At 42.2% G+C, this 20,970-nt stretch carries 20 protein-coding genes and 1 pseudogene; 11 read left to right on the forward strand and 10 right to left on the reverse strand.

Going from position 1 to position 20,970, the window contains the following annotated elements:
• Window positions 1–40: 40 nt before the first annotated feature.
• Window positions 41–1,078 carry a DUF4382 domain-containing protein gene (locus UQW94_RS07330; RefSeq protein WP_130546407.1) on the reverse strand — a complete coding sequence of 346 codons (1,038 nt, stop codon included), beginning with the start codon at window positions 1,076–1,078 and terminating at the stop codon, window positions 41–43.
• Between the two features lie 232 nt (window positions 1,079–1,310).
• On the opposite strand from UQW94_RS07330, the gene UQW94_RS07335 reads away from it, so the two are divergent.
• Complete coding sequence (locus tag UQW94_RS07335) at window positions 1,311–1,550, forward strand: YdcH family protein (protein WP_213874335.1); 240 nt, start codon at window positions 1,311–1,313, stop codon at window positions 1,548–1,550.
• A 72-nt stretch (window positions 1,551–1,622) separates the two neighbouring features.
• On the opposite strand, the gene UQW94_RS07340 is transcribed toward UQW94_RS07335, so the two are convergent.
• Entirely contained in the window at window positions 1,623–2,294 is a 672-nt protein-coding gene (locus UQW94_RS07340; RefSeq protein WP_213910126.1) for a cupin domain-containing protein, read from the reverse strand.
• 208 nt (window positions 2,295–2,502) lie between these two features.
• On the opposite strand from UQW94_RS07340, the gene UQW94_RS07345 reads away from it, so the two are divergent.
• The 4 genes from UQW94_RS07345 to fabG all read left to right on the forward strand — a co-directional run bounded on the left by UQW94_RS07345 (window position 2,503) and on the right by fabG (window position 6,379).
• Complete coding sequence (locus UQW94_RS07345; RefSeq protein WP_213874333.1) at window positions 2,503–3,645, forward strand: hypothetical protein; 1,143 nt, start codon at window positions 2,503–2,505, stop codon at window positions 3,643–3,645.
• Complete coding sequence (locus tag UQW94_RS07350; protein WP_322142151.1) at window positions 3,635–4,561, forward strand: metal ABC transporter solute-binding protein, Zn/Mn family; 927 nt, start codon at window positions 3,635–3,637, stop codon at window positions 4,559–4,561. Before UQW94_RS07345 ends, UQW94_RS07350 begins: the two co-directional genes overlap by 11 nt.
• Before the next feature lie 3 nt (window positions 4,562–4,564).
• Window positions 4,565–5,359, forward strand: coding sequence for a metal ABC transporter permease (locus UQW94_RS07355; protein WP_130546403.1), 795 nt, complete (start codon window positions 4,565–4,567; stop codon window positions 5,357–5,359).
• A 300-nt stretch (window positions 5,360–5,659) separates the two neighbouring features.
• A complete protein-coding gene (gene fabG, locus UQW94_RS07360; RefSeq protein ID WP_213874331.1) occupies window positions 5,660–6,379 on the forward strand; it encodes a 3-oxoacyl-ACP reductase FabG in 720 nt (239 codons plus the stop codon).
• A 257-nt stretch (window positions 6,380–6,636) separates the two neighbouring features.
• Here fabG and UQW94_RS07365 read toward each other — a convergent pair whose 3' ends face one another.
• Window positions 6,637–8,241 (reverse strand): S8 family peptidase, encoded by a 1,605-nt coding sequence (locus UQW94_RS07365; RefSeq protein ID WP_318122971.1) that lies wholly within the window; start codon window positions 8,239–8,241, stop codon window positions 6,637–6,639.
• A gap of 395 nt (window positions 8,242–8,636) precedes the next feature.
• Between UQW94_RS07365 and UQW94_RS07370 the strand changes: the two are divergent.
• The 4 genes and pseudogenes from UQW94_RS07370 to UQW94_RS07385 form a co-directional block, all read left to right on the forward strand.
• Window positions 8,637–8,962: pseudogene (locus UQW94_RS07370) on the forward strand (transposase); the annotation flags it as partial.
• 336 nt (window positions 8,963–9,298) lie between these two features.
• Window positions 9,299–10,279, forward strand: coding sequence for a porphobilinogen synthase (gene hemB, locus UQW94_RS07375; RefSeq protein WP_225473899.1), 981 nt, complete (start codon window positions 9,299–9,301; stop codon window positions 10,277–10,279).
• Window positions 10,280–10,566: 287 nt separating this feature from the next.
• The gene (locus UQW94_RS07380) at window positions 10,567–10,998 is read left to right on the forward strand and encodes a hypothetical protein (protein WP_225473901.1); all 432 of its coding nucleotides are present in this window, start codon (window positions 10,567–10,569) and stop codon (window positions 10,996–10,998) included.
• A 32-nt stretch (window positions 10,999–11,030) separates the two neighbouring features.
• A complete protein-coding gene (locus tag UQW94_RS07385; RefSeq protein WP_262635726.1) occupies window positions 11,031–11,285 on the forward strand; it encodes a hypothetical protein in 255 nt (84 codons plus the stop codon).
• A gap of 182 nt (window positions 11,286–11,467) precedes the next feature.
• Here the strand turns inward: UQW94_RS07385 and UQW94_RS07390 are convergent, their stop codons facing one another.
• From UQW94_RS07390 to UQW94_RS07405, 4 genes are all read right to left on the reverse strand, one after another.
• Window positions 11,468–11,698 (reverse strand): hypothetical protein, encoded by a 231-nt coding sequence (locus UQW94_RS07390; protein WP_322142152.1) that lies wholly within the window; start codon window positions 11,696–11,698, stop codon window positions 11,468–11,470.
• 91 nt (window positions 11,699–11,789) lie between these two features.
• Window positions 11,790–12,074 (reverse strand): bacteriocin immunity protein, encoded by a 285-nt coding sequence (locus UQW94_RS07395; RefSeq protein WP_322142153.1) that lies wholly within the window; start codon window positions 12,072–12,074, stop codon window positions 11,790–11,792.
• 343 nt (window positions 12,075–12,417) lie between these two features.
• Window positions 12,418–12,663 carry a hypothetical protein gene (locus UQW94_RS07400; protein WP_225473908.1) on the reverse strand — a complete coding sequence of 82 codons (246 nt, stop codon included), beginning with the start codon at window positions 12,661–12,663 and terminating at the stop codon, window positions 12,418–12,420.
• Window positions 12,663–15,116 (reverse strand): S-type pyocin domain-containing protein, encoded by a 2,454-nt coding sequence (locus tag UQW94_RS07405; RefSeq protein WP_322142185.1) that lies wholly within the window; start codon window positions 15,114–15,116, stop codon window positions 12,663–12,665. Before UQW94_RS07405 ends, UQW94_RS07400 begins: the two co-directional genes overlap by 1 nt.
• 271 nt (window positions 15,117–15,387) lie before the next feature.
• Here UQW94_RS07405 and tnpA point away from each other — a divergent pair, with 271 nt between their 5' ends.
• Both tnpA and UQW94_RS07415 read left to right on the forward strand, forming a co-directional pair.
• Entirely contained in the window at window positions 15,388–15,822 is a 435-nt protein-coding gene (gene tnpA / locus UQW94_RS07410; protein WP_017633711.1) for an IS200/IS605 family transposase, read from the forward strand.
• 458 nt (window positions 15,823–16,280) lie between these two features.
• A complete protein-coding gene (locus tag UQW94_RS07415; RefSeq protein WP_225474203.1) occupies window positions 16,281–17,195 on the forward strand; it encodes a hypothetical protein in 915 nt (304 codons plus the stop codon).
• 1,086 nt (window positions 17,196–18,281) lie between these two features.
• Here the strand turns inward: UQW94_RS07415 and UQW94_RS07420 are convergent.
• The 3 genes from UQW94_RS07420 to UQW94_RS07430 are packed head-to-tail and all read right to left on the reverse strand — an operon-like array spanning window position 18,282 to window position 20,861.
• Window positions 18,282–18,710 carry a hypothetical protein gene (locus UQW94_RS07420; protein WP_225474202.1) on the reverse strand — a complete coding sequence of 143 codons (429 nt, stop codon included), beginning with the start codon at window positions 18,708–18,710 and terminating at the stop codon, window positions 18,282–18,284.
• Complete coding sequence (locus UQW94_RS07425; protein ID WP_225474201.1) at window positions 18,707–20,059, reverse strand: TcdA/TcdB catalytic glycosyltransferase domain-containing protein; 1,353 nt, start codon at window positions 20,057–20,059, stop codon at window positions 18,707–18,709. The genes UQW94_RS07420 and UQW94_RS07425 overlap by 4 nt, the downstream gene beginning before the upstream one ends.
• 4 nt (window positions 20,060–20,063) lie before the next feature.
• A complete protein-coding gene (locus UQW94_RS07430; protein WP_171346317.1) occupies window positions 20,064–20,861 on the reverse strand; it encodes a hypothetical protein in 798 nt (265 codons plus the stop codon).
• Between the last annotated feature and the right edge of the window lie 109 nt (window positions 20,862–20,970).

Raw genomic sequence — 20,970 nt, forward strand, 5'->3', positions numbered from 1 at the left:
AAAAAAGCAGACCCATGCAGGGTCTGCAGTGTTAGAGAGATTAAAAGTCTGCGTTTGTATCGGTACCAACAAAGACGCTAATTCCGCTGGTAGATTGATAAATGCTAAAGGTTTCACCTGCAACAATACCATCTACAGAATCGTCATTTGCGGTACAGGTATAGCCGACGGAGTACGTACCGGGCTCTACAAAGCCAAATTCATATTCGTAATTTGCTTCATCAATGTCTTCCACTACGTTCGCCGCTGCGATTGGCATTATTTGGCCTTCTGCGCCTGCAAATGGCCCCATGTTCTCTTCGGCGATATTTCCTTCATATAGGTAGACCGCGTGTGCATACCCATTTGCGCTTGGGGTATCCGTTTCGCAGTTTTGGTAGGTCAATGTTGCGATATCTCCCTGAATTTCACCCGTTGTAACCGTGTTAATTAAAGTGACTGAGGTGCGCTGAATACTGTAACCCTCGTTTTGTCCAGTTCCGTCTTTTAAGCCACGACGCAGGTCAAACTCCACCACAAATTCGTTGTTGTCAGGGTTGACTGCGAAGGTATCATTAAAGAACAGTACCCCAGAATTCGGATCTTTTCCGACTCCCTGCGGACAAGCCCCATTACCTTTTACGGTCAGTGGTATTTGATTGCCGGTCGCTTCATCAACAACATAGGATGGATAATCCGGATGATCGCCATCATTCGCAAACACGCAGAGTTTGTAATTGCCAGTGGGTATCAGCTCATCGTCCACTAACTCTTGAGCGTTACTGCCCTGGAAGTCGAGTAAGTTAACGCTTAATGGTATTGGATCTTCATTATCGAGCAGAGGATTACCATTTTCGTCAACGAAATTTCCGTCTTCGTCGGTTTTATACACATCGAAAACTTGTGGTGTACCACCATCCAAAGGGAGAAATGCCACTTTGTTGTATGCGATAACCACTTCTGATACGTCATCAATAGGGGCATCTGATACAGACAAGGTAACCGGAGTCATTGTGCTGACAGAGTCACTGTCTGAATTACAGCCAATCAACGCAACTGTTATTGACGCACTGATCAAGCCAATTTTCATGCTGTTCATTTAGATGTACCTTTTTATGAGAAGTGTATTAAATGTAGTCGATTATTGATAAAACACAGAATAATAACGAGCGGAGTCGCGCGGTTAAAAGAGTGATAAACCATGACTAAGAAGTTCAGTAAAAGTGTGCTCAAATCGACGATATTGTGCTATTTGAAGTGCTATGGTTAGAAATGTGTCGCTCAAAAAATGAGCGGGTAAATACATCAACAACTCTAGCCAAGAGGTCTCTATGTTAGGTGAAAATCACTCATTAACTCATGAATTCCCAGAACATTTGGATACCATTACTCAGCTTGCCGAAAACGATGCATCATTTGCTGAAACCGTTAAAAACTACAATGCTTTAGATAAGGAAATCCGCGTACTAGAACTGCAAGGAAGCCCGATTGATGATCACGAAATGAACGTGTTAAAACATAACCGGGCTGGGCTCAAAGACTGGCTCCACTCGCGAATAATGGGTTCTTAGTGACGAAATGATCATCGGCTCGTAAATAGCGGGCCGATTTTAGTTCCAATGGACGATGCCAGTGTGCAAACATTAGGATTGCTGAGCAGGAGCTTGGAGTGGCAGGTGGCCTGTTTTTACCCAAATGACCGTTTCTTGCTCTACAAAAGGAAAGTGCTCACTCATATGTGGACTGCGTATCCAAGAGTAGGGAGGATAGGTTCCTAGCTCGTCTTTAAATTCCCCCGATAACACAAAAATTTCTTCACCACCAAAGTGACGGTGTGGTTGAAACTTCTCGCCTTTCGGCCATTTAACCAATGCGACATGTTCATGCTCAAAATCATGCAATGGCATGACTTTCAGCCCACCGATGCCAGGTAACCAATTCGCTTCGTTCGTGTTGATGCGAACTGTTTCAAGATCATCAGAATTGAATTGATTTAGTTTAACTAAAATCACACAGCCTTCTTTGCTAAATGGTGCGTGTTGACTTCCTGGAGGGTTACGAAGGTAAGTGCCGGCAGGGTAGTCACCGTATTCGTCAGAGAACACTCCTTCGAGCACTAATATTTCTTCTCCGTGAGGATGAGGATGAGTCGAAAAGTGCGAATTTGGCTCGTATTTAACGACGCTGGTGGTGTGCCCTGATTCTTTGGCTTCTCGTTCCAAAGGTTTACGCCACACACCTTTGGAAGGGCTGGCGATCCATTCCTGTTGAGCAGTATCTATCACGATTCTTTTTGAAAAATCCATATTCAACATATTGAAATTCCGTTACTTATTTAATTACTAATTCTCATTAGTATACGTTTAAAAAACATCAATTGATTCATTTGTTGATAGCCTAATTCATGGATTGAGTACGAACAGGAAATCGGAACCTAATTTAAATTTCTGCTTGTGTAATGAGAATTGTTATATTATAACATCGCAAAATTAAATGTTATAACATAACAAAAAGGAAAAAGTAGTGAATAAGAAATTGGTGTCTCTCGTGATCGGTAGCATTTTTGCATCCCCTGTTTTTGCCGACACACTATCGAACCCACAGATTGGTGTTGTTGTTGATGGCTACTACCAAGATGGCCAACGTCATAATTCTGAGCGCGAAGAAGGCTTTGGTCTAGGCCATACGGAATTAAACTTCTCATCGAATATCGACGACAAGTTTTACGGTGCATTGACCGCGGTTCTTGAAAGTCACGGTGATGAGACAGAATTAGAGCTTGAAGAGGCATTCATCGAAACTTTGGCATTGCCATATGGTGTAAATGTGCGCGCTGGCCGATTCCTATCTGACTTTGGTTATCTGAATAACCAACACATGCACACCGATAGCTTTGTCGAGCGTCCAATTGCTTATCGTACTTTCCTTGGCTCGCACTACTACGATGATGGTGTACGTGCAAACATCGTGTTGCCAACCGACCTTTACGTAAAATTTGGTGTAGAAGCGCTTAGTGGTAGCAAAATGTCTTCTGTCGAAGATGGTTCTGAAGTTGGCGTGTACACCACGACGCTGAAGCTTGGGAATGACTTCTCCGAATCTTCAAGTTGGCAGTTTGGTTTAAGTTACCTGCGCAACGAAAACGGCAAGGTTAAAGAATTCGAAGATCACGACCACGGTCATGAAGAAGAGCATGATCACGATCACCATCATGGCGCAGCAGTGACAGGTGCGAACCTTTACGGGGCTGATTTTGTTTGGAAATGGGCACCAGACGGTAATTACAAATACAGCAACTTCACGCTATCGGCTGAATACATGCTGCTAGACGGTGTGGTAGACAGTAAATATAAAAACGATGCAGAGTCACCAGACAACTTAAGCGCCTACTATGTTTCGGGCGTTTATCGCTTCAACCCAAGCTGGTCAGCAGGTCTACGTTACGGCGAAGCAGAAAGCTACGATGGTCATGCACACGGCGACCACATGCATTTTACTGAGCTGAATGATAAAGAAATGGATGCGATGATCGCATGGGATTCTTCTCATTTCGGTACTATCCGTGCGCAATACACTCGCATTGATAACCAAGACAGTGAGACAGACAACGTATTCACTCTGCAATACGTGATGACATTTGGAGCGCACGGTGCTCATGTGTTCTAAGCTAACATTGAATAAATGCAGCTTGGTGATGATGGCGGCAGGAGCTGCCATCATCTCTTCGCCAGCTTTGGCTCTCAACATTTTCGTTTGTGAGCCAGAATGGAAAGCCTTTCTTGAAAGCCACGCGCCAGATGCCAGTATTTATTCAGCGACAACGGTCAAGCAAGACCCACATTACGTACAAGCTAGCCCTTCTTTGATTGCGAAGATGCGCCAAGCGGACATGGCAATGTGTTCGGGCGCAGAACTAGAGGTGGGGTGGTTACCTATGCTGCAAGTTCGTAGCAGCAATGCGGCGGTGCAAAATGGTGCGCCGAGCATGATCTACGCGACGGACTTCGTGCGCATGTTAGATACTCATGCTCACGTTGACCGTAGCATGGGAGATATACACGCTCACGGTAACCCACATGTTCAATTTGCGGCAAATGACATGATTCCATTATCTCGTAAAGTCACAGAGCGCCTAAAAGCGATTGATCCCGAGAACGCACCAAGTTACCAAGTGAATGGTATGAAGTTTCGTGCTCATTGGCGTAAAAAGCTTAAAGAATGGAATGAGAAAGGTGCGGCTTTAAAGGGTAAGCAAGTTGTCGGTTATCACGCGACGTATCGTTATTTGTACGATTGGCTCGGAATGAAGCAGATTGCCGATCTCGAACCTAAACCGGGCATTTCACCGACCACATCTCACCTGCAATCGCTTACCAAGTTAGATGCTGACAGTTTTGATGCGATTGTTTACTCCTCTCATCAGGATCAGCGTCCAGCGAACTGGTTGCAAGATCATACTGACAAACCTGTGATTCAACTCCCATTGACCGTTTCTGAGGGTGAAAGCTTGGATGAGATGTACGATCAGGTCATTGATGATTTACTGGATGTGTTAGTGCCGCCCGTTCCTGTGAAGATCTAAGCCATGGCTGATTATGCATGGCTTTTACCTGCGGTTTTTTGTGGTTTAATTGCGTTGGTTGGCAACATCGTACTGGGGCAGCAAGTTCTTAATCGTCAGATCATCTTTATAGATTTGGCGGTGGCGCAAGTCGCGGCATTGGGGGCAGCACTAAGCCACTACTGGTTGAGCCAATACGCGCTGTTCTCAGGCTCATTCTTTGGCGAAATGATTGGCCCTTGGGTGATGTCTTTGATGCTTTGCGGTTTGATTGCCTTAATGGAGAAGCGATACCAGCAACATTTAGAGCCTATGATTGGCAGCTTGTTTGTCGTGTCTGCATCGTTGGCGATCCTGCTGGTGAGCAAAGACCCACACGGCGGAGACTTTATTCAAGGCATTCTTAATGGGCAACTGTTATGGGCGACTTGGGCAGACGTTTGGCCTTTGGCACTCATTACCGCTGCGATGTTGCTATTAGTTTGGTTAAAACCTGCGTTTATGCGCGGTAGTGGTTTTTATCTGATCTTTGCTATTCTGATGCCCATTACGGTCAAGTTAACCGGCATTTATTTAGAATTTGCTTTGTTGGTGATTCCAGCTTTATGTGCGGCAGCATTGAAGGGAACTCGATTCTTTGTCGCCAGTATCAGCATTGGTATTGTTGGGATCTTATCGGGTATTGCCGCATCGGCTCGCTATGACTTACCGAGTGGTGCGAGTATTGTGATCACCCTGTTTATTGCTGGCATGTTGTTTAATCTCTTGCTTCAGCCTTTTCTGGTGAAAATAACAAAACCAGCTTTTGTAAGAGATTAAGAGACAAGTAATATTGGTCTGATGAAGTAGTATTTGATTAATCAGACCAATACTTTTCTATCCAAGTCCTCCAATCGCGTAACTTTGCGCCTTCCAACACACTTTCTTACGTTGATCTTGCCATAGTCATCAAGTTGCCTTGATTAGTTCACATCCGACTCCCAGACTGTTTCTATAGTTTTTATAAGATATAAAAGACCCTGCGTATGAGAAGCGCAGCTGTAACGCGACTAGGCATAAAAACAAAAAACGCTAGGGATACAAGCTAATTTGTAATCTCAACATTTAAGGAAGACCAAGATGAAACCGGAAAAAGTAGCAGTAGTCACTGGTGCGGCTCGTGGTATTGGCCAAGCGATTTGTGAGCAATTACTGGAGGATGGATTCCACGTAATCGGGCTAGACATATCTCCCGTGGAATGGAATCAGTCGGCGCAGCTAAGCAGTTATCAAGTCAACTTGTGTGATGCCGAAGCCGTCAGTGAAGTAGTAGAAAGTGTTGTAGAGCAGCACGGAAGAATCGATGCTCTGGTTAACAACGCGGGCATCACTCGAGATGCATTGTTGCCAGATATGTTAGAGCAAGACTGGGACAGCGTGATCGACGTGAACCTAAAAGCGGTGTTCTTACTCACCCAACGTGTTGCTCCTGTCATGCTAGAGCAGGGCACAGGCAGTATTGTTAGCATTTCTTCTATAGTGGGAACGGATGGTAATATCGGCCAGAGCAACTACGGCGCAAGTAAAGGCGGCGTCATCTCAATGAGCAAAGGCTGGGCGAAAGAACTTTCAAGAAAGGGTGCACAGATACGCGTCAACTGTGTCGCGCCAGGCTTTATCGCCACCGATATGACCAAGAACCTGCCAGAGAAAGTCATTCAAATGATGGAAGGCAAAACCCCTTTAGGGCGCATGGGCTCAGTGCAAGATATTGCCAATGGCGTCTCTTTCCTAACCTCAGACAAGAGCGCCTACATCACAGGCCAAGTGCTCAAGATTGACGGTGGGTTGGTATTATAGCTCGTTAATCAAAAACTAAATTAAAAATGCCTTTTACTTATGTAAAGGGCTTTTTTGTTTGAGGAACCCGACTTATGCGAGTACTACTAACTAATAGAAAGCTTCGATGCCGCTTCGAGTTGAGTTTTTGAAGCAAAAGGCCAATACGTTTGAATAGCGTCTCCTCTTAAACACTGCATTCCCTAAAGCACCGTATTCCCAAAAGAAAAGCCCACCGAAAAGCGGGCTTTGTTCTCTTTTAGTAAAGAGAAGAATAACTAGTAGCTCGCTTGAATGCTGACACCGCTATAGTTTGAGTAACCTTGAATCATGACGTGATAACTTCCACTTTGCGTCGCACTGACCGTACATGTTTCATTGTTACCGTATTTGAAAGGTCGGCAGTCCCATGCATTCAGTGCTGGTTTTGCTCCAAAACGGAGATACAAATCCGCATCGCCACTGCCACCATACATTTGTACGGTTAAGCGCTGCCCAGCTTCTACATCAACATAGTAATACGCTACTTGACCAGTTGAACCACTTAAACCACTTACTGGCACGCCCGAGGTTAATTTGCCTTCTGGGTCCGGTGTTGGATCTGGGCCACCACAGTCTTGGCCACAATCTGCATCCGTTAAGCTATAAAGTAGCTTGTTCACGCTGCCTCTTGTGTCCGTCACTTTTCCGCTAGTTGCGCGGCTAACGATCAAGGCCTCTACTTGGCTTGGAGACAGTGAACGGTTTTCTTGAAGATATAATGCTGCTACACCCGCCACATGTGGCGTCGCCATCGAAGTGCCACTAATGGTTTTGTAGCCACCGTCATACCATGCGGATTTGATTTGTGAACCTGGCGCAAACACGTCCACACAACTGCCCCAGTTTGAAAAACTCGAACGTGCATCCGTGCTAGTGGTCGATCCGACAGTTACTCCGGAAGCAACGCGTGCTGGAGAATAGTTACACGCATCGGAGTTGGAGTTACCTGCTGCAAGCATAAAGCTGACACCTGACTGAACCGCACTTTGCACCGCACTATCCAGAGCGACGGATTGACCGCCGCCTAAACTCATGTTGGCGACTGAAGGTCCGGAAGCGTTCGCAGCCACCCAGTCCACACCGGCAATAACACCAGAAGTAGAACCCGATCCGGTACAGCTCAATACTCTCACGCCGACAAGGTTGACGTTTTTTGCAACACCATACAAGCTGCCGCCAATGGTGCCAGCTACGTGTGTGCCGTGTCCATTACAGTCACTTGCATCTGCATCGTTATCGACAAAGTCATACCCTGAAACTGAGCGACCACCGAGCTCAACATGCGCGTTATTCACACCAGTATCGATAACATAAGCCGTTACCCCAGTCCCATCAAAGTTGGCACTGTAGTTGTTATCGAGTGGCAAGTTTCGTTGGTCGATTCGGTCTAGTCCCCAAATGGCATTGGTTTGATTTGCGTCTTCCGAGACTATTGGGTCAAGCGATAGGATTCTGTCTTGCTCAATGTAGTCCACACGAGGATCAGAACGCAGATCTTTTAGTTGCTCAGGACTCAAGTTAGCGACAAATCCACTTATCGAGTGGTCAAAAACCGACTCCACTTGTATCGAATACAAACCAGACATGCGGTCTACGGATTGTTGCGTGAATTGCTCGAGTTCCGGTGAGTTGCTCGCCATCATTTGTGGTTGTTGAAATACCACTATGTAGCGATCTGCAATGGCGATCTCGTCCGGTGCGAGCATTAATGTGGCTGGTAATATGTCCGGAGCTTGTTGTAACTCTGTACTGTACACAATCTCATTGGATTGCGAAAAAGCGAGAGAAGAATGAAAACAGAGCGCGGAGGTGATACAACAACTTAGTAGTTTCTTTAACATAAAATATTCCTTGAAATCATAGTCTTGTTGATTTTTACCTAGTACCAAACTGTCAACACGAAAACACAGACAATCAGCGTAGTACGTGCTGAAGTGACGTTACACAAGTCAAACTAGACAATGAGCAATCATATGCATAACTGATAATAATTCGCATACTCAGAAACATGATCAATAACCAAGCTTTATTGAAATTGAAATGCAAAGATTCATTTAGACTTAGAGCAAAATCCCTAAAATAGAATAATTCTACACACCTGACATATTGCCTGTTATATGACTTCATCTTACCGATGATTTACGCAATAAAAACCTAATTATCCTTTTATTGGTCATAACTCAAATCGGTTGATAGATGTTAATATAGCCACCTGATTTCTGATGTTTTTTAACTCATGGTTACTATCCAAGTTCAATGTCGTTTCTATAATAAAACTAGAGCCCGTTCGTGAACATGGAAAAGGGCATTCTGGCTTTCCTCGCTCCAGATGTATCGAGTGTCTAAAGAGCTTTCAGCTCGATTAAGTTTACGAAGCCTGCAAGCCAGATGAAAAAGAAAAAATTGTCGATATGTCAACGAATAGTTCTGGCGTTAGGGAAACAGTAAAAGTGTTGAATTTCGCTTACAACACGGTATTGAGTACTTTAAAAAATCTCGCCAAGGTAAGTAACCTCAATGCCTTTCGATAAAGCAAATATAAGACTAATTTGTAAACTTGAAAGGCTAGCTGTATTGGTTGAGGAATATGAGGAAAACACTTCCCCATTTAAGAACTGAAACACACTTTTGCCCCAAAATCATTTGGTGCAAATACTCTTTTAAACTTTGAGGGCATATGTTTTCCATACCTTAAGTTATACGAATCCTAAATATAGAAAAGTATTGCGTTACGGGCTGCCACCTCATTTCTTAAATAACTATTGACTGATTTTGTATTGAAGAGCAGAGTGAAAAAACTGCATTTTTAGATCAAAAAGTGATTTGTTGCTAAAGAGAAATCATAAGATCTGACTAACGAATCTTTTCATCGAGTAACTTAAATTAGGATATGATATTTTGAATACGGCCCCAATACGACGCCTTAGACGCCTCCGCAGTTCCGAAGCTATGCGAGATTTATTAAGAGAAAATTATGTGCAGCTAGGTGATTTAATTCATCCTATATTTGTCGAGGAACATATAGAGCGAGCTGTGCCAATTTCTACTCTACCTAACATAAGCAGAATCCCAGAGTCTCATTTAGCGGATGAGGTCCGAGAACTTTATGCTTTAGGTATACGCTATGTGATGCCTTTTGGTATATCTCATACTAAAGATGCGCAAGGAAGCGACACATGGAATGATCATGGTTTACTTGCACGTATGATTAAAATAATAAAGTCTGCTGTGCCAGATATGATGGTCATTCCAGATATTTGTTTCTGTGAATATACTGATCATGGACATTGTGGAGCAATAAAGAGTAGTAAAGTGTGTAACGATCTTACGGTTGAAAACTTGGTCAAGCAAGCTTTAGCAGCAGCTCGAGCGGGTGCTGACATGTTAGCCCCTTCAGCAATGATGGATGGTCAAGTAAAAGCGATTCGTCTGGGTCTTGATGCTGCCGGTTATCATGACGTGGCAATTTTGGCACATTCAGCTAAGTTTGCTTCTTCCTTTTACGGGCCATTTAGAACGGCAGTAGATTGTGAACTCAATGGTGATAGGAAAGACTATCAACTTGACTATGCCAACGGTCGACAAGCTTTACTCGAAGCTTCACTTGATGAAGCTGAAGGTGCTGATATCCTTATGGTCAAACCAGGTACACCTTATTTAGATGTGCTTTCCCGCTTAAGACAAGAGACTCATTTACCGTTAGCAGCTTATCAAGTAGGTGGAGAGTATGCGAGTATTAAATTTGCGGCTCTGGCTGGTGCTCTAGATGAAAAGTTAGTGGTGAACGAAACTTTTATTGGGCTAAAACGAGCGGGAGCAGATTTAATTGTCAGCTACTACACCAAGCAGTATGCGAAATGGTTAAGTGAAGAAGTTTAGCTGAATATTTGACTATGAATTTTAATAAGTAACATAAGTTCTCTGCCGCAACAGGACTGTGGACTAAAGGAATGCTCTTCGTCCACATTATTCAACTTTCAGATTTGGCATATTCCCAAGTGTTTAAAGCTTTAAGGTTTCAGCCCGTTCTGGCTGAAACATTTCTGCCCCTAAGTGTGTTAGAACTCATGGTTGCAACATTTGCGAAAGTTCTCTTTTGACTCAATTAATCTAATACACTTAATATGCAACTATATATCACTCTAATGCCGATTAAAGAGGTAGCTATGGTAGCGGCAATTCAAGACCGTATTACAGAAGTTCGCTACTTTCTGCAAGTACGATTAACTGATATACATGAGATTCAAGCACATCCGGACAACCTCCCCGTAATGCAGGCTGTATTGTACTCATCCTTTATAGATGCATTAGGGGCTACACGATATGGTAGTAATGTTGACACTCGAGAACGCTTTACTCGTGTAATCATAGAACATGGCAATTGGCTCGAAGCTGAAAAAATATGCCCAATGCATCTACATCGTTTTTTGGACATCTCACCAGGCTTGCCCAAACTAACACAACACTTGGCATTTTTAATCGATGATTGGAGAAGCAACCAGGATGGTATGATTTTTCTAGATTTAGCTCCGACCAAAATTGAAATAGCGGTATTATGGCCGGACAATGGAGAAAAAAACATCATAAAAAAACACTAAGTCATTTCACTTACGCAAATTTACTATACGGTATGAGAAATGGACTATTACACCAACAGTATGCTGCTAAAGGCTTGCCTCTATTTCCGAAGGAACAAGAAAACGTACATTACATTTTCTGGAATAAACTTGAGAATGGCGGTCAACTAGAACTTATTTACCCTACTCAATTTTTGGCTAAACTATGTGATACTTTGCTCGAGAGCGTCATGAATGACTTCGAAGCAAAGAATGAAAAGCCATGGGATATCGGTCATTTTCCAAATTACTTAATTGATGGGCTGTAACAAAATAGCTTATTTTTTCCCCATTATAAGACAGAGTAAATACTCATTCATATCCTGTTAATTGGGTTTTGCCTTACTAAAAGTAATCCATTCTTCTAATTCTGTTCGTTGTTAATCCTCGTGTTGTATTACGGGGGGGTTCTTAAGTTGTCTACATCGTATACAGAACCGCCATGTTGTATTTATTCAAAATGGTGCATTTCGAAAGAACGTCTTCCCCCAACGGCACCCTTAAACCTTGCTTGAGGAGCTTTGCCATCCATCATCTTTTTAAGGTTCTCAGGTATAAATTGACTTGAATCGGGATTAGTTTGCCAACTTGCTTCACCGTTTTCTTCTGGCGTCCAATTGATGGTTGGTCCGTTATCTTCAATCGCAATGGACAAAATGTTATGTTCACCGAGAACAGCCATAAGGTTCTGACACAAGAGGACTTTGAACTGTTTTTAGAACAGATTGAATCGTGTGAATAAGAAAAGGCGTCATCGTGACTCCTTTTGCTTTTTACTCTTTTAAGCAAGGTTTTCCTTGATTAGTATACCACTCTTTTATTTCTAAAATAACACCGTCAGGAGAGTCATCTCTACCTGGGGAAGGGTGGAAGATCACAGCATTACCATCAGGGTGAGATACTAACTCTGAAAAATGAGCGGATAGATTTGATATATGCAAGTCATAAGCTTCATCATCTAAATCGTTAGTGTCGGTATCTTCGAAAAATTCTTCTAAGAAGCGATACAATTCCGCCTCGGTGTAGTCTTGTAAGGCATCTTTAATCACAAGCTTCATATTATTGAACCTTATGTATCTCAGCAACAGTAGTAAATGTCCGCTTTGAAAGTGTCACAAGAGAGTTTTGAGCTGATATTAAGCATTAACTTGAGCATATTTGATGATTCGCTCGACGGTGATTTCAGGGACACCTTCAAGTAATTCTTGCAGTATAAATACTTTTAAGAAGTAGTCATACCCCTTCGGTAAGCCTCCATCCTCTGGCTCTGTGCAAAGTAAAATATGGGATTCAGGATTCCATGTACTGTCAATGTAAATAGTTAAGTCAGGATCTAAATGTAAATGCCTATTGTTTTGTACTATTTGTGATAGATTCATCGGAGCCGAGGTTTTCTCATATTTAGTCGGCAGTACCTAACTGATAATCATACTCTGGTTCATAGAAGTATTTATCAATCAACTTCTCTATGTCTAAAGCTTGCGCGTCACTAATATCAAATCCGCCAACCCCACTTGTTAGGAACTGAATATCATCTTCTTTTAACCCTAATACTTGAGCAATTCCATCGAGGTGTTCTTGTTCAATGGCTAACTCTGAAACGAGTAACTCAGTCTGTTTGTCGAACTTTTCAATAACAATTTTCATTATTTCTCTACCTTTCTAGCCGGGTCTGCTTCTTTTGTTTGCTCTCCCGATATGTGATCAAACTCGCCGATATGTTTACCATTTTTCGTATAAATTTCGACTTTTCCATGCTGAGAATCCCACTCGTAGATTCGTCCTTTTTTATCTTTCCACCGTTCTCTTAGTTTCCCTCCACCTTGTACTGACGTTTTTTTCTTTGCTTTAATTGCATCAGGGAAAACGGGTAATGGTGGGCTCCCCTTAGGGGCTGGAATGTACTTAATATCGCTATTCGGTTTGTTGTAAACCACATAGAGCGGAGCAATACCTGAGCTTTCAGGGAACACTAAAATCGCATCACGCCAGTCTTTTTCTTCTGGCGCAGGCGTAACGGTGACGTTCGCATCGCTACCCGAGTGGATTGGCGTGACCAGTATATCGTCTTTTTCAAACCCATCACTATGATCGGGGGTAGTTTGCCAACTTGCTTCACCGTTTTCTTCTGGTGTCCAATAGATGGTTGGTCCGTTCTCTTCAATCGCAACGAACAACTGACCATTGTTCCCCTGTTTCACATATTTGATGGGGATTCGTGTGTCATCTACATGATAGCCCTGTACGTGCGGATAAAACTCGCCATCTTGGGGCTCGGTAATGTGGACACGAACACGGCTTTGCGCTGTGGTCACTTGGCGTAAATCTTGGTCTGTGTATTGGGTGTTATCACCAAACAAGCTTTGCTGCATGGCAAACAAAGCGCCAATGCCCTCGACCTGCCAGCGGTAGCCCTCGACGATTTTGTCTTTCAATGTGCCGGCCAGTTTATCTAACTGCATCGCTGCGGTTTGAGTTTGCTGCATTTGCTCTGGGGAACCGGCGACAGCTGCGGAACTGCCCATAGCCATTTGTGCTTGTGTCGCTTGAATGGCGGGTATGACAGCAGCTGGGTTTGCATTGGCTTGTGCAAAGAAGAATGACCAAGGACCAAAGTTACTTATTGACTCTTGTTGGTCGCCAATTTCAATACATCCCTCTGGTCTGGTGCAGGATTTAGCGAACACGAGCAAGCTTGTGGCGTCTTTTAAATTGAGGATTACCACATCGCCTTCTATGCAATCGGCAGTGTTAATGGCTCTATATTTGGTCAACCCGAGCAATGGATCACTGTGCTGATAATGACTGTTGCGGATGTGGTTGTAAGTTTGTGGGCGCAGCGGCGGAAAGGTATTCTTTTTGTCCGGTGCTTGTTGTTGCTGTTTCTCAGCAACAGTAATTTCATCACCGACCGCGAGTGACAGAGGGTCGGCCTCAAACACTGGGTTAAGCAAGAGCAAGGCTTTAGCTCCCATACCATATAGTTCAGCGATGCTTTGCCAGTCTTCCCCTGCTGTTACGGTGTGCGTCGCTGCGGTTTGTTCCGCTTGCGTCTCATCGTTGTTAACTTCTGAGCGCGCTTCTTCCGGCTGTTTGACCGTATCAAACAATGCGGGGATATCCAACTTTATCCCGTTTTCACACAGCCAATCTTCACTGAGATTATCGAGCTCTTCACGCGTGATTTGTCGCTCAAGATAAATGATGTATTGATTTTCGATGATTTGATCGGCTAATTTCCAATACACCAAAATAGCGCTTTGGTCTTTAGTAAAACCACGCTCGTCATTGAGCTTGTCTTGTGTCGATTGCGTAGCGTAAAACGCCCACTTTTCTTCCCCAAGAATTTTGTATTCTTGGACAAGTTCGCCATCATTAAAGTGGTAGTAATAGCCTTCTGTAGGCAAACCTAAACGTTCACCCAATCGCACTGCAGGGACAACAGGTATAAAACCTTCCTCAGCTTTATGGCTGCCGGCTTTTTGTAATGTGACGGCTTCCAATGGTGTCAGTCCGAGATTGTCATCAGCGATGTGGATATTTAAACGCTTTGGCTCATCAAACACACATAACGCTGTGTAGCGGGTGCCTTGCTCGGTATTGGCTTGCTCCCAACGGGTCACCGCGTTCTCTTTTTCAGTTTTCGCTAAAGCAAAGTCACTGTGCACCATTTTCTTTATGGTGGTATCCGAGCATCCGACTTCGAAGCTGTACTCAAACTCCTTGATTAGTTCCTCTTCACTTGCGGTTGTGATTGGCGGCGGCGTGTAAACTCGTTCGGGCGTCGAGGTTTCCCCGATACAAGAGCGGTAATCTCCCGTTGCTCTGGTGGTTTTCGTTATTGCTAACAAATTATTAGCCGCATCATCCGAAAGCTCAGAGATAACCTCAGAATTCAGCCGCCAAGTTTTAGGACCTATTGGGTCGTTGTAACTAAGCAGAGCGGGAGTTTGAGGCGTATCACTCACGAGTGCGAGATTGCCTTCGTAGAGATGCTGTTTTAGCTGTTCAAAAGTAAGATGTGAAGGAATAGCAGAGGCGATATCTGCTTTCGAAATATTATGGAAGTTGCCCTCTATCAATCCAAATTCATGAGACATCACTTCCGAAAGAGGGAGGACTTTATAGGACACACAAATACCTAAAGTAAATACTAGTTATTACGGAAATAAGCAGTAAGCATGCCATTAACTTTCTTCTGAAAAAATCAGCTAGGTAGGACGATAGAAGTATACGCCGATACAATTTTTTGTTTTCAGCCCTAAACCACCTACTTCAGTAGGTGGTTATCATCCGTTTCGGCTTTGCCTGTAAAACTACTCATGCTAAATGCGTCTTTGATTTTTCCAGAAGTCAAAGAGGACAAATAACATGAGTAGATACAATCAAGCTTCCCACGTATTTTGGCGTTGTCAATACCATATAGTGTGGACGCCAAAGTATCGATTTAGGATCTTGAAGAACAATATAGGTAAAGAAGTTTATCGATGTATTTATGTTTACTGTAATCAACTTGGATGTGAAGTCGTAGAGCTAAACGTACAAGTTGACCACGTACATTTAGTTGTAAAGGTCCCACCAAAGCTTTCGATATCCAAGTTGATGGGGGTATTGAAAGGCAAAATAGCCTTAAAGCTATTTAGCAAGTTTCCTCACCTTAGGAAGAACAGGCTTTGGGGTAATCACTTTTGGCAAAGAGGCTATTTTGTCGATAGTGTTGGAATCAATGAAGAAATAATACGCCGATATGTAAGACATCAAGAGAAGCAAGAGCGAGTAGAGCAGCAGCAATTGGCGCTGGACTAAACAAAGGCCCCCTTTTAGGGGGCTCACACAAAGCCACCTTCTTTAGAAGGTGGTAATTTACTTATCGAGCCAAAAAGTTGGATACAAATCCAAGAAGTTGGTCGATGTTGGCTGTGGTCTTTGTGTACGGTACCTGTTTAGTTGAAGCGATACATATGGTGTTTTTACCCGTGAACACATTCGTAGTGGGCACGTTGTGTATGTAATAGTTCTAAGAAGGTTTTGCCCCAAAGTCATTCAGAGTAAATGCTCTTTCATATCTTGCTGATGTAAATTTACCCTACAAAAAGTTATCCGATAGAATACAAACCAACATAACTGCCCCTTCACTATTGCTTGTTTGACTTGATAATTTGCCTATTTAACCAGTTAATTCCTCGAGGCATCTTGTTGGGGAATGATAAAGCACTGAAAATATTGTTATTATCCTTTTTCATTTACTAGTAAAACTAAACCCCATGAGATATGAATCCGCTCCTGTAGATCCAGTAGAAAGACAAAAAACCACAAGAGAACGTACAGTACGTCAACGCCTAGAACGTCAGGAAGAGCTGAGATATACCGCGAGCGATGAGAAACGATGGGCTGAAAATAGAGAGCGCGTTCTTGCTGAACGCAAAGCTGCCCAACAAGCTTATGGCTTAACAGAAAAAGAATGGGACGATGATTTACAAAAGCAAGCTAAAGAATATCAATGGGACACCTCTCAACAAGAGAACGTCAGTATTGCCGTACTAACCGTTGAAGAAGCCAACGAGTATTTGGATTTGCTCATTAAAGACACGCACGGACAGCTCACTATAGGTAAGGACTACACTGGCGTTAGCAAGGGACTTAAAGACGCTTATGACGTGGCCAAAGCTCTCGGTGGATTTGGGGCAACCGCCAAAGCCGTCAATATCAATGGTGTAATGAACATTGTGGTTGAGAACTACAAGCCTCGATATTTAGATTTAGGTGTCCGTTGGCAGGAAGCAACGTCTAAAATGCTTAAAATTGGCCACGACCTAAACACCGTTCGAGGCAATGTCAGTTTCTTGAGCAGCAATATCTATGTAGAACTTGTGTTCATTGGTGCGGTTAATGCAGTTGATTACATATTGCACGATGAAAAAACGCTAGGTGAGGTAGTAGGACAGTTTACATCGGATGTATCAAAAGGTGTGGTTGCTGGTGTGATTGCTCAAGGCATAACGATAGGGCTTAGAGTTGGAGTTACCGCAGCGTTTGCAGCGCCACCAACAGCGTTATTGTTGGGTTTCTTTGTGCTTACTGCTTTCGGTATTGGTAAAGTTGTTTCGGCTATTGATGACCAATACAAGTTCACCGAACCAATGAAAAAAGAAATTGAGAGGTTGATTGATGAAAATTAATCGTTTTCGCTCTGGACTATTTTTGGCGGCATGCATAGCATCATCATTGCTCATAGTCCCGTTCTCTACCAATGGCCTTTACGACTCAGAAAGTCTCCCAAATGTGGTCGAAATATACAGCCCACTAAATGACGCGTCATTACTGGCTCTTAGCTACGCAATGATCACTGCATCGTTATTGTCATTGATAGTATTCACTACTGGCCGATGCTTAAGATGGTTACCTAAAGCGGTTGTGCTAGTTCTAAGCTGCTTATTCTTGGCTTCCTTTGCATATGGTTGGCATACGAATGTATCAACAAAACAAGAGCTTAATGAGAAAGGCTATATTGAATGTGTATCTGAACGGGAGCTTGCATTGAAGTTCTCAAGCAAAACTTATGTTCTTCCACCCGAGACTTGCGATTAAAGGTTTAGTGAAGATGGCCACTAGCGAACTGGTAATCAATGAAAGTAAATAGCCGTTTACTTTTTGAGGAAGCTTGGTAATCACTGCCAATACTTCGTCACATAGCGCAGGGGCATCTTCATAGGGGTAATATCATTAACGTCCACTGGGTGGTGCACGTCACGAATGTCCTAGCCAATTTTCAGCATTCTTACCATTCTTGGAGCTAACACACCTTGGTTGGTTAATGGGATACTAATCCTACCGTTTGTAGTGGCCAAAGGAGTTTGGCCACGCATTTGAAGCCCATCCATACATAAACTAATCAGTATTTCGCTAATTTAGCAAAATCACTAACTCAAAAATGTCCAGAAACGTGTTTGAATGGGACCGCTCAATCTGTGGATGCTCAAGACAACCAGTTTGATACTTTATCACTCAGTTGTAGCGTGAGTCAGACTTTGTAGTAGGAAGTAGTATGAAACTTTATTCCTCTCCTACATATGCGCTTCACTAACGCTTCGAAATTTTCGGAGACATACGCCATGATAAAATAACTCAACAAACTAACAGGAATAGGCATACTCGAAACTCAGTATATCGTTTAAAATGCAGACAATTTTGTTAGTGTTCAATCTCAAGTTGAATTTCGCAAAAAATTCGCTTGGCTTTGAAACTAAACCACGCAATAAAGCACATTATATTTTAAAACAGTAGCTAAGACTTTGTGAGGAGACCCAAAAACTCATAAAGCGAGGACCAACACTGTGAATTTTTGAGCTGTATCCAGTGATATTATCTGCCTTTTTTCTAAGTACTTTGACATAAGAAGATGCTAGTTCATTGAGCGCTGTAATTTGGATCTCTTGGATTTGGTGATGCACAGTATTATCTAACAATTTCCATTGCCCTTTTACTGCTGTCTTGTATCGTAAAACCTCTCCACCGGGGACTTTTAATAGTAGTGTGAATATATCACTTTGAAAGGATTCTTGACTGTAGATGGTCTTATCAATAGTGGCTGCGGCGGGTCCGTCTTTGATGCATTTCCAACTGCCTAAAATGGACTTTTCGTTAGCATACGTATAACTGGAGAAGCTAAATATCAAAATTAGTAATAATCTCATTTATTCATCCAAGAAGAGTTTATGTGTTTGAGGGTGAACATAGTTTGCTCTGAATAAGAAAGACCAAACTGTCTAAGTTTAAAAGCATAGGAGATAGCACTGGGGCTTGCTTCGTTGTCTAGTTTGCACAATTGATAAGCACATCCAATCATGACTTCTAACAATAGTGATGGTCCAGTTAGTATAAGGGTTACTTCTTCATCAACTCCTTTTTTAAGTCCATCATAACGATAGTGCTGGAGTCTTCGGTAATAATCATCGTCATTCATCCTAGTATTAGATAACGCCTCAAATATGTAGCCGTGAGTTTCACAGTGTCGATAGCGTTTTTTCATTTCTCTTAATACTATCCCCAGCGCTTTTGAGTTTGGATGAGCAGCTATGAGATTATTATTAAATTCACCCAAACTGTTCTTAGAAGCTGATATCGATAAAAGGTGCCGGTGTACAACAGGATATTTAAACATTGAAAAATGCAGCCCCTTAGAGATGACTTGTTCTAACTCAGATAAGACCTTCGGGTGATGCGCATTGAGCAGCTCAATACAACCATCTAACTCAGGTTCATTCTTAGGATTGCTACCTAGCAACTGAGATGCGGCGGTGTGACTAAGTACAACATCAACTAAATTTAAAAGAGAAGGGGTCAGTTGGCTTGTATGTTGAAGTAATGTGGAGTTGTATTCCAATTTAGGAAGTGTATCCACATCAATATAAACACCACCATACAACTTAAGGATCAATATTCTTAATATATCGCTTGCAGCTGCGAAATTACCCCTTAAGATCGTTTCATACAAGTAGAACTTTTTGAAATCATCATCAAAAAAAATAGCTTCAAAATCTCCACGTATATCTTTGACTTCAAACTTACTTTCCAAAATTGATAAATTATGACTATATTTATCTTTCTCTAATTGAAGTTTGAATACTAATTCTGGGAAATAAATTTGAGAGTATGACTCTAATGTTTTATCTAAGCTTGAAATCCCATTTTTTGTTGCAAATTGATATAAAATATTTTGTGATTTTATAAGATTACAGCCATTTTTATTGCAAATTAAGTTCAATAATTCATTTCTCAAAGAAGAGTATTGTGTTTGACTGTCTATCCAAAGTGTCAAAGATGAAGTTTTTTTTTGCCAGATATTTAAGTAATCCAAGCTATTTAGGTTAAGGTTACCAAGCCAGATAAAATGACACGAATTTGGCACTTCATACATATTTAAGCTAGAAAGTTCTCTCGTTCTTATGTTTTCTTTGCAGATAATCTCATTGATTAGATCATAGTTCTCTTCATCTATAAATTTATCGAACGTGCAGACCGCTCGTTTAAATAAGTCGACCAATTAATTATCCTCGTACTTTCTCTAGCAATTTTTGCTTCTCTTGAGTAAAAGTAACCCATTGCCTGAGCACCTCACTATTGTTAGCTTCGTTTTGCACTCCACATTGCTGACCACCAATACTAATATCAGGGTTCGAATACAAACCAATCACAAAACCATCTTTTAGGTTCTCATTCATTACTGTACGGTAAGGTCCGCAATGGTAAGCGTGCGCTTGGGATTGTGCTGACTGAAACCATTGGAGTCCGCCTTTCTCATGACCTGCCATTGCAAGGTGGCCTAGTTCATGTTCAAGAACATATTGGTTACCATTTAGTGTAATAGCAGCCATTCGAGCAACGTCTCCAGGATAAGTGTAACCTTTATATTCTGATGGTAGAGTCTTAACGACAACAACTATAAAGTCAGTTAATGACCCTAGATGCTCTTGCTTTTCTTGGTCAGACAAATTGTTTATCAGGCGATCGTATAAAAGTGAAAATTCTTTCGCACTGTGCGGAGTGAAAGCATTATCAACAAAAGTAACACTAGTCAAGAGACGTTCAATAGGTATACATGAACGTTGCAAAACTTGATTGGAGGTGGCCACTAATTCGGAAATCTGGAGTAAAATCTCGTCTTCACTCATATCAATTGAGCGCTCGACGAAAAACTTTAAAGTGGTGGTTAATGTATCATTTTTACTACATTTATGCACTACTAGTTCATTCTCTCTAGAAGTATTTGCGTTAGAAAACAATAACCACGACAAGAAGAACAATAACGCAAAAAATCCCAAAAAGAAGAGTGATTTTTTTTTCATATTAAAAGTTATTAAAGTTTAATTACTTTGACGCAGATAAATCTAATTAGCTATTTGTTAACTAATAATTAATCCGTACAGTCAACCAAAAAATTTTTTAGTCTCAATA

The organism is Vibrio sp. PBL-C16, from assembly GCF_034321865.1.
Lineage (GTDB): Bacteria > Pseudomonadota > Gammaproteobacteria > Enterobacterales > Vibrionaceae > Vibrio > Vibrio alginolyticus.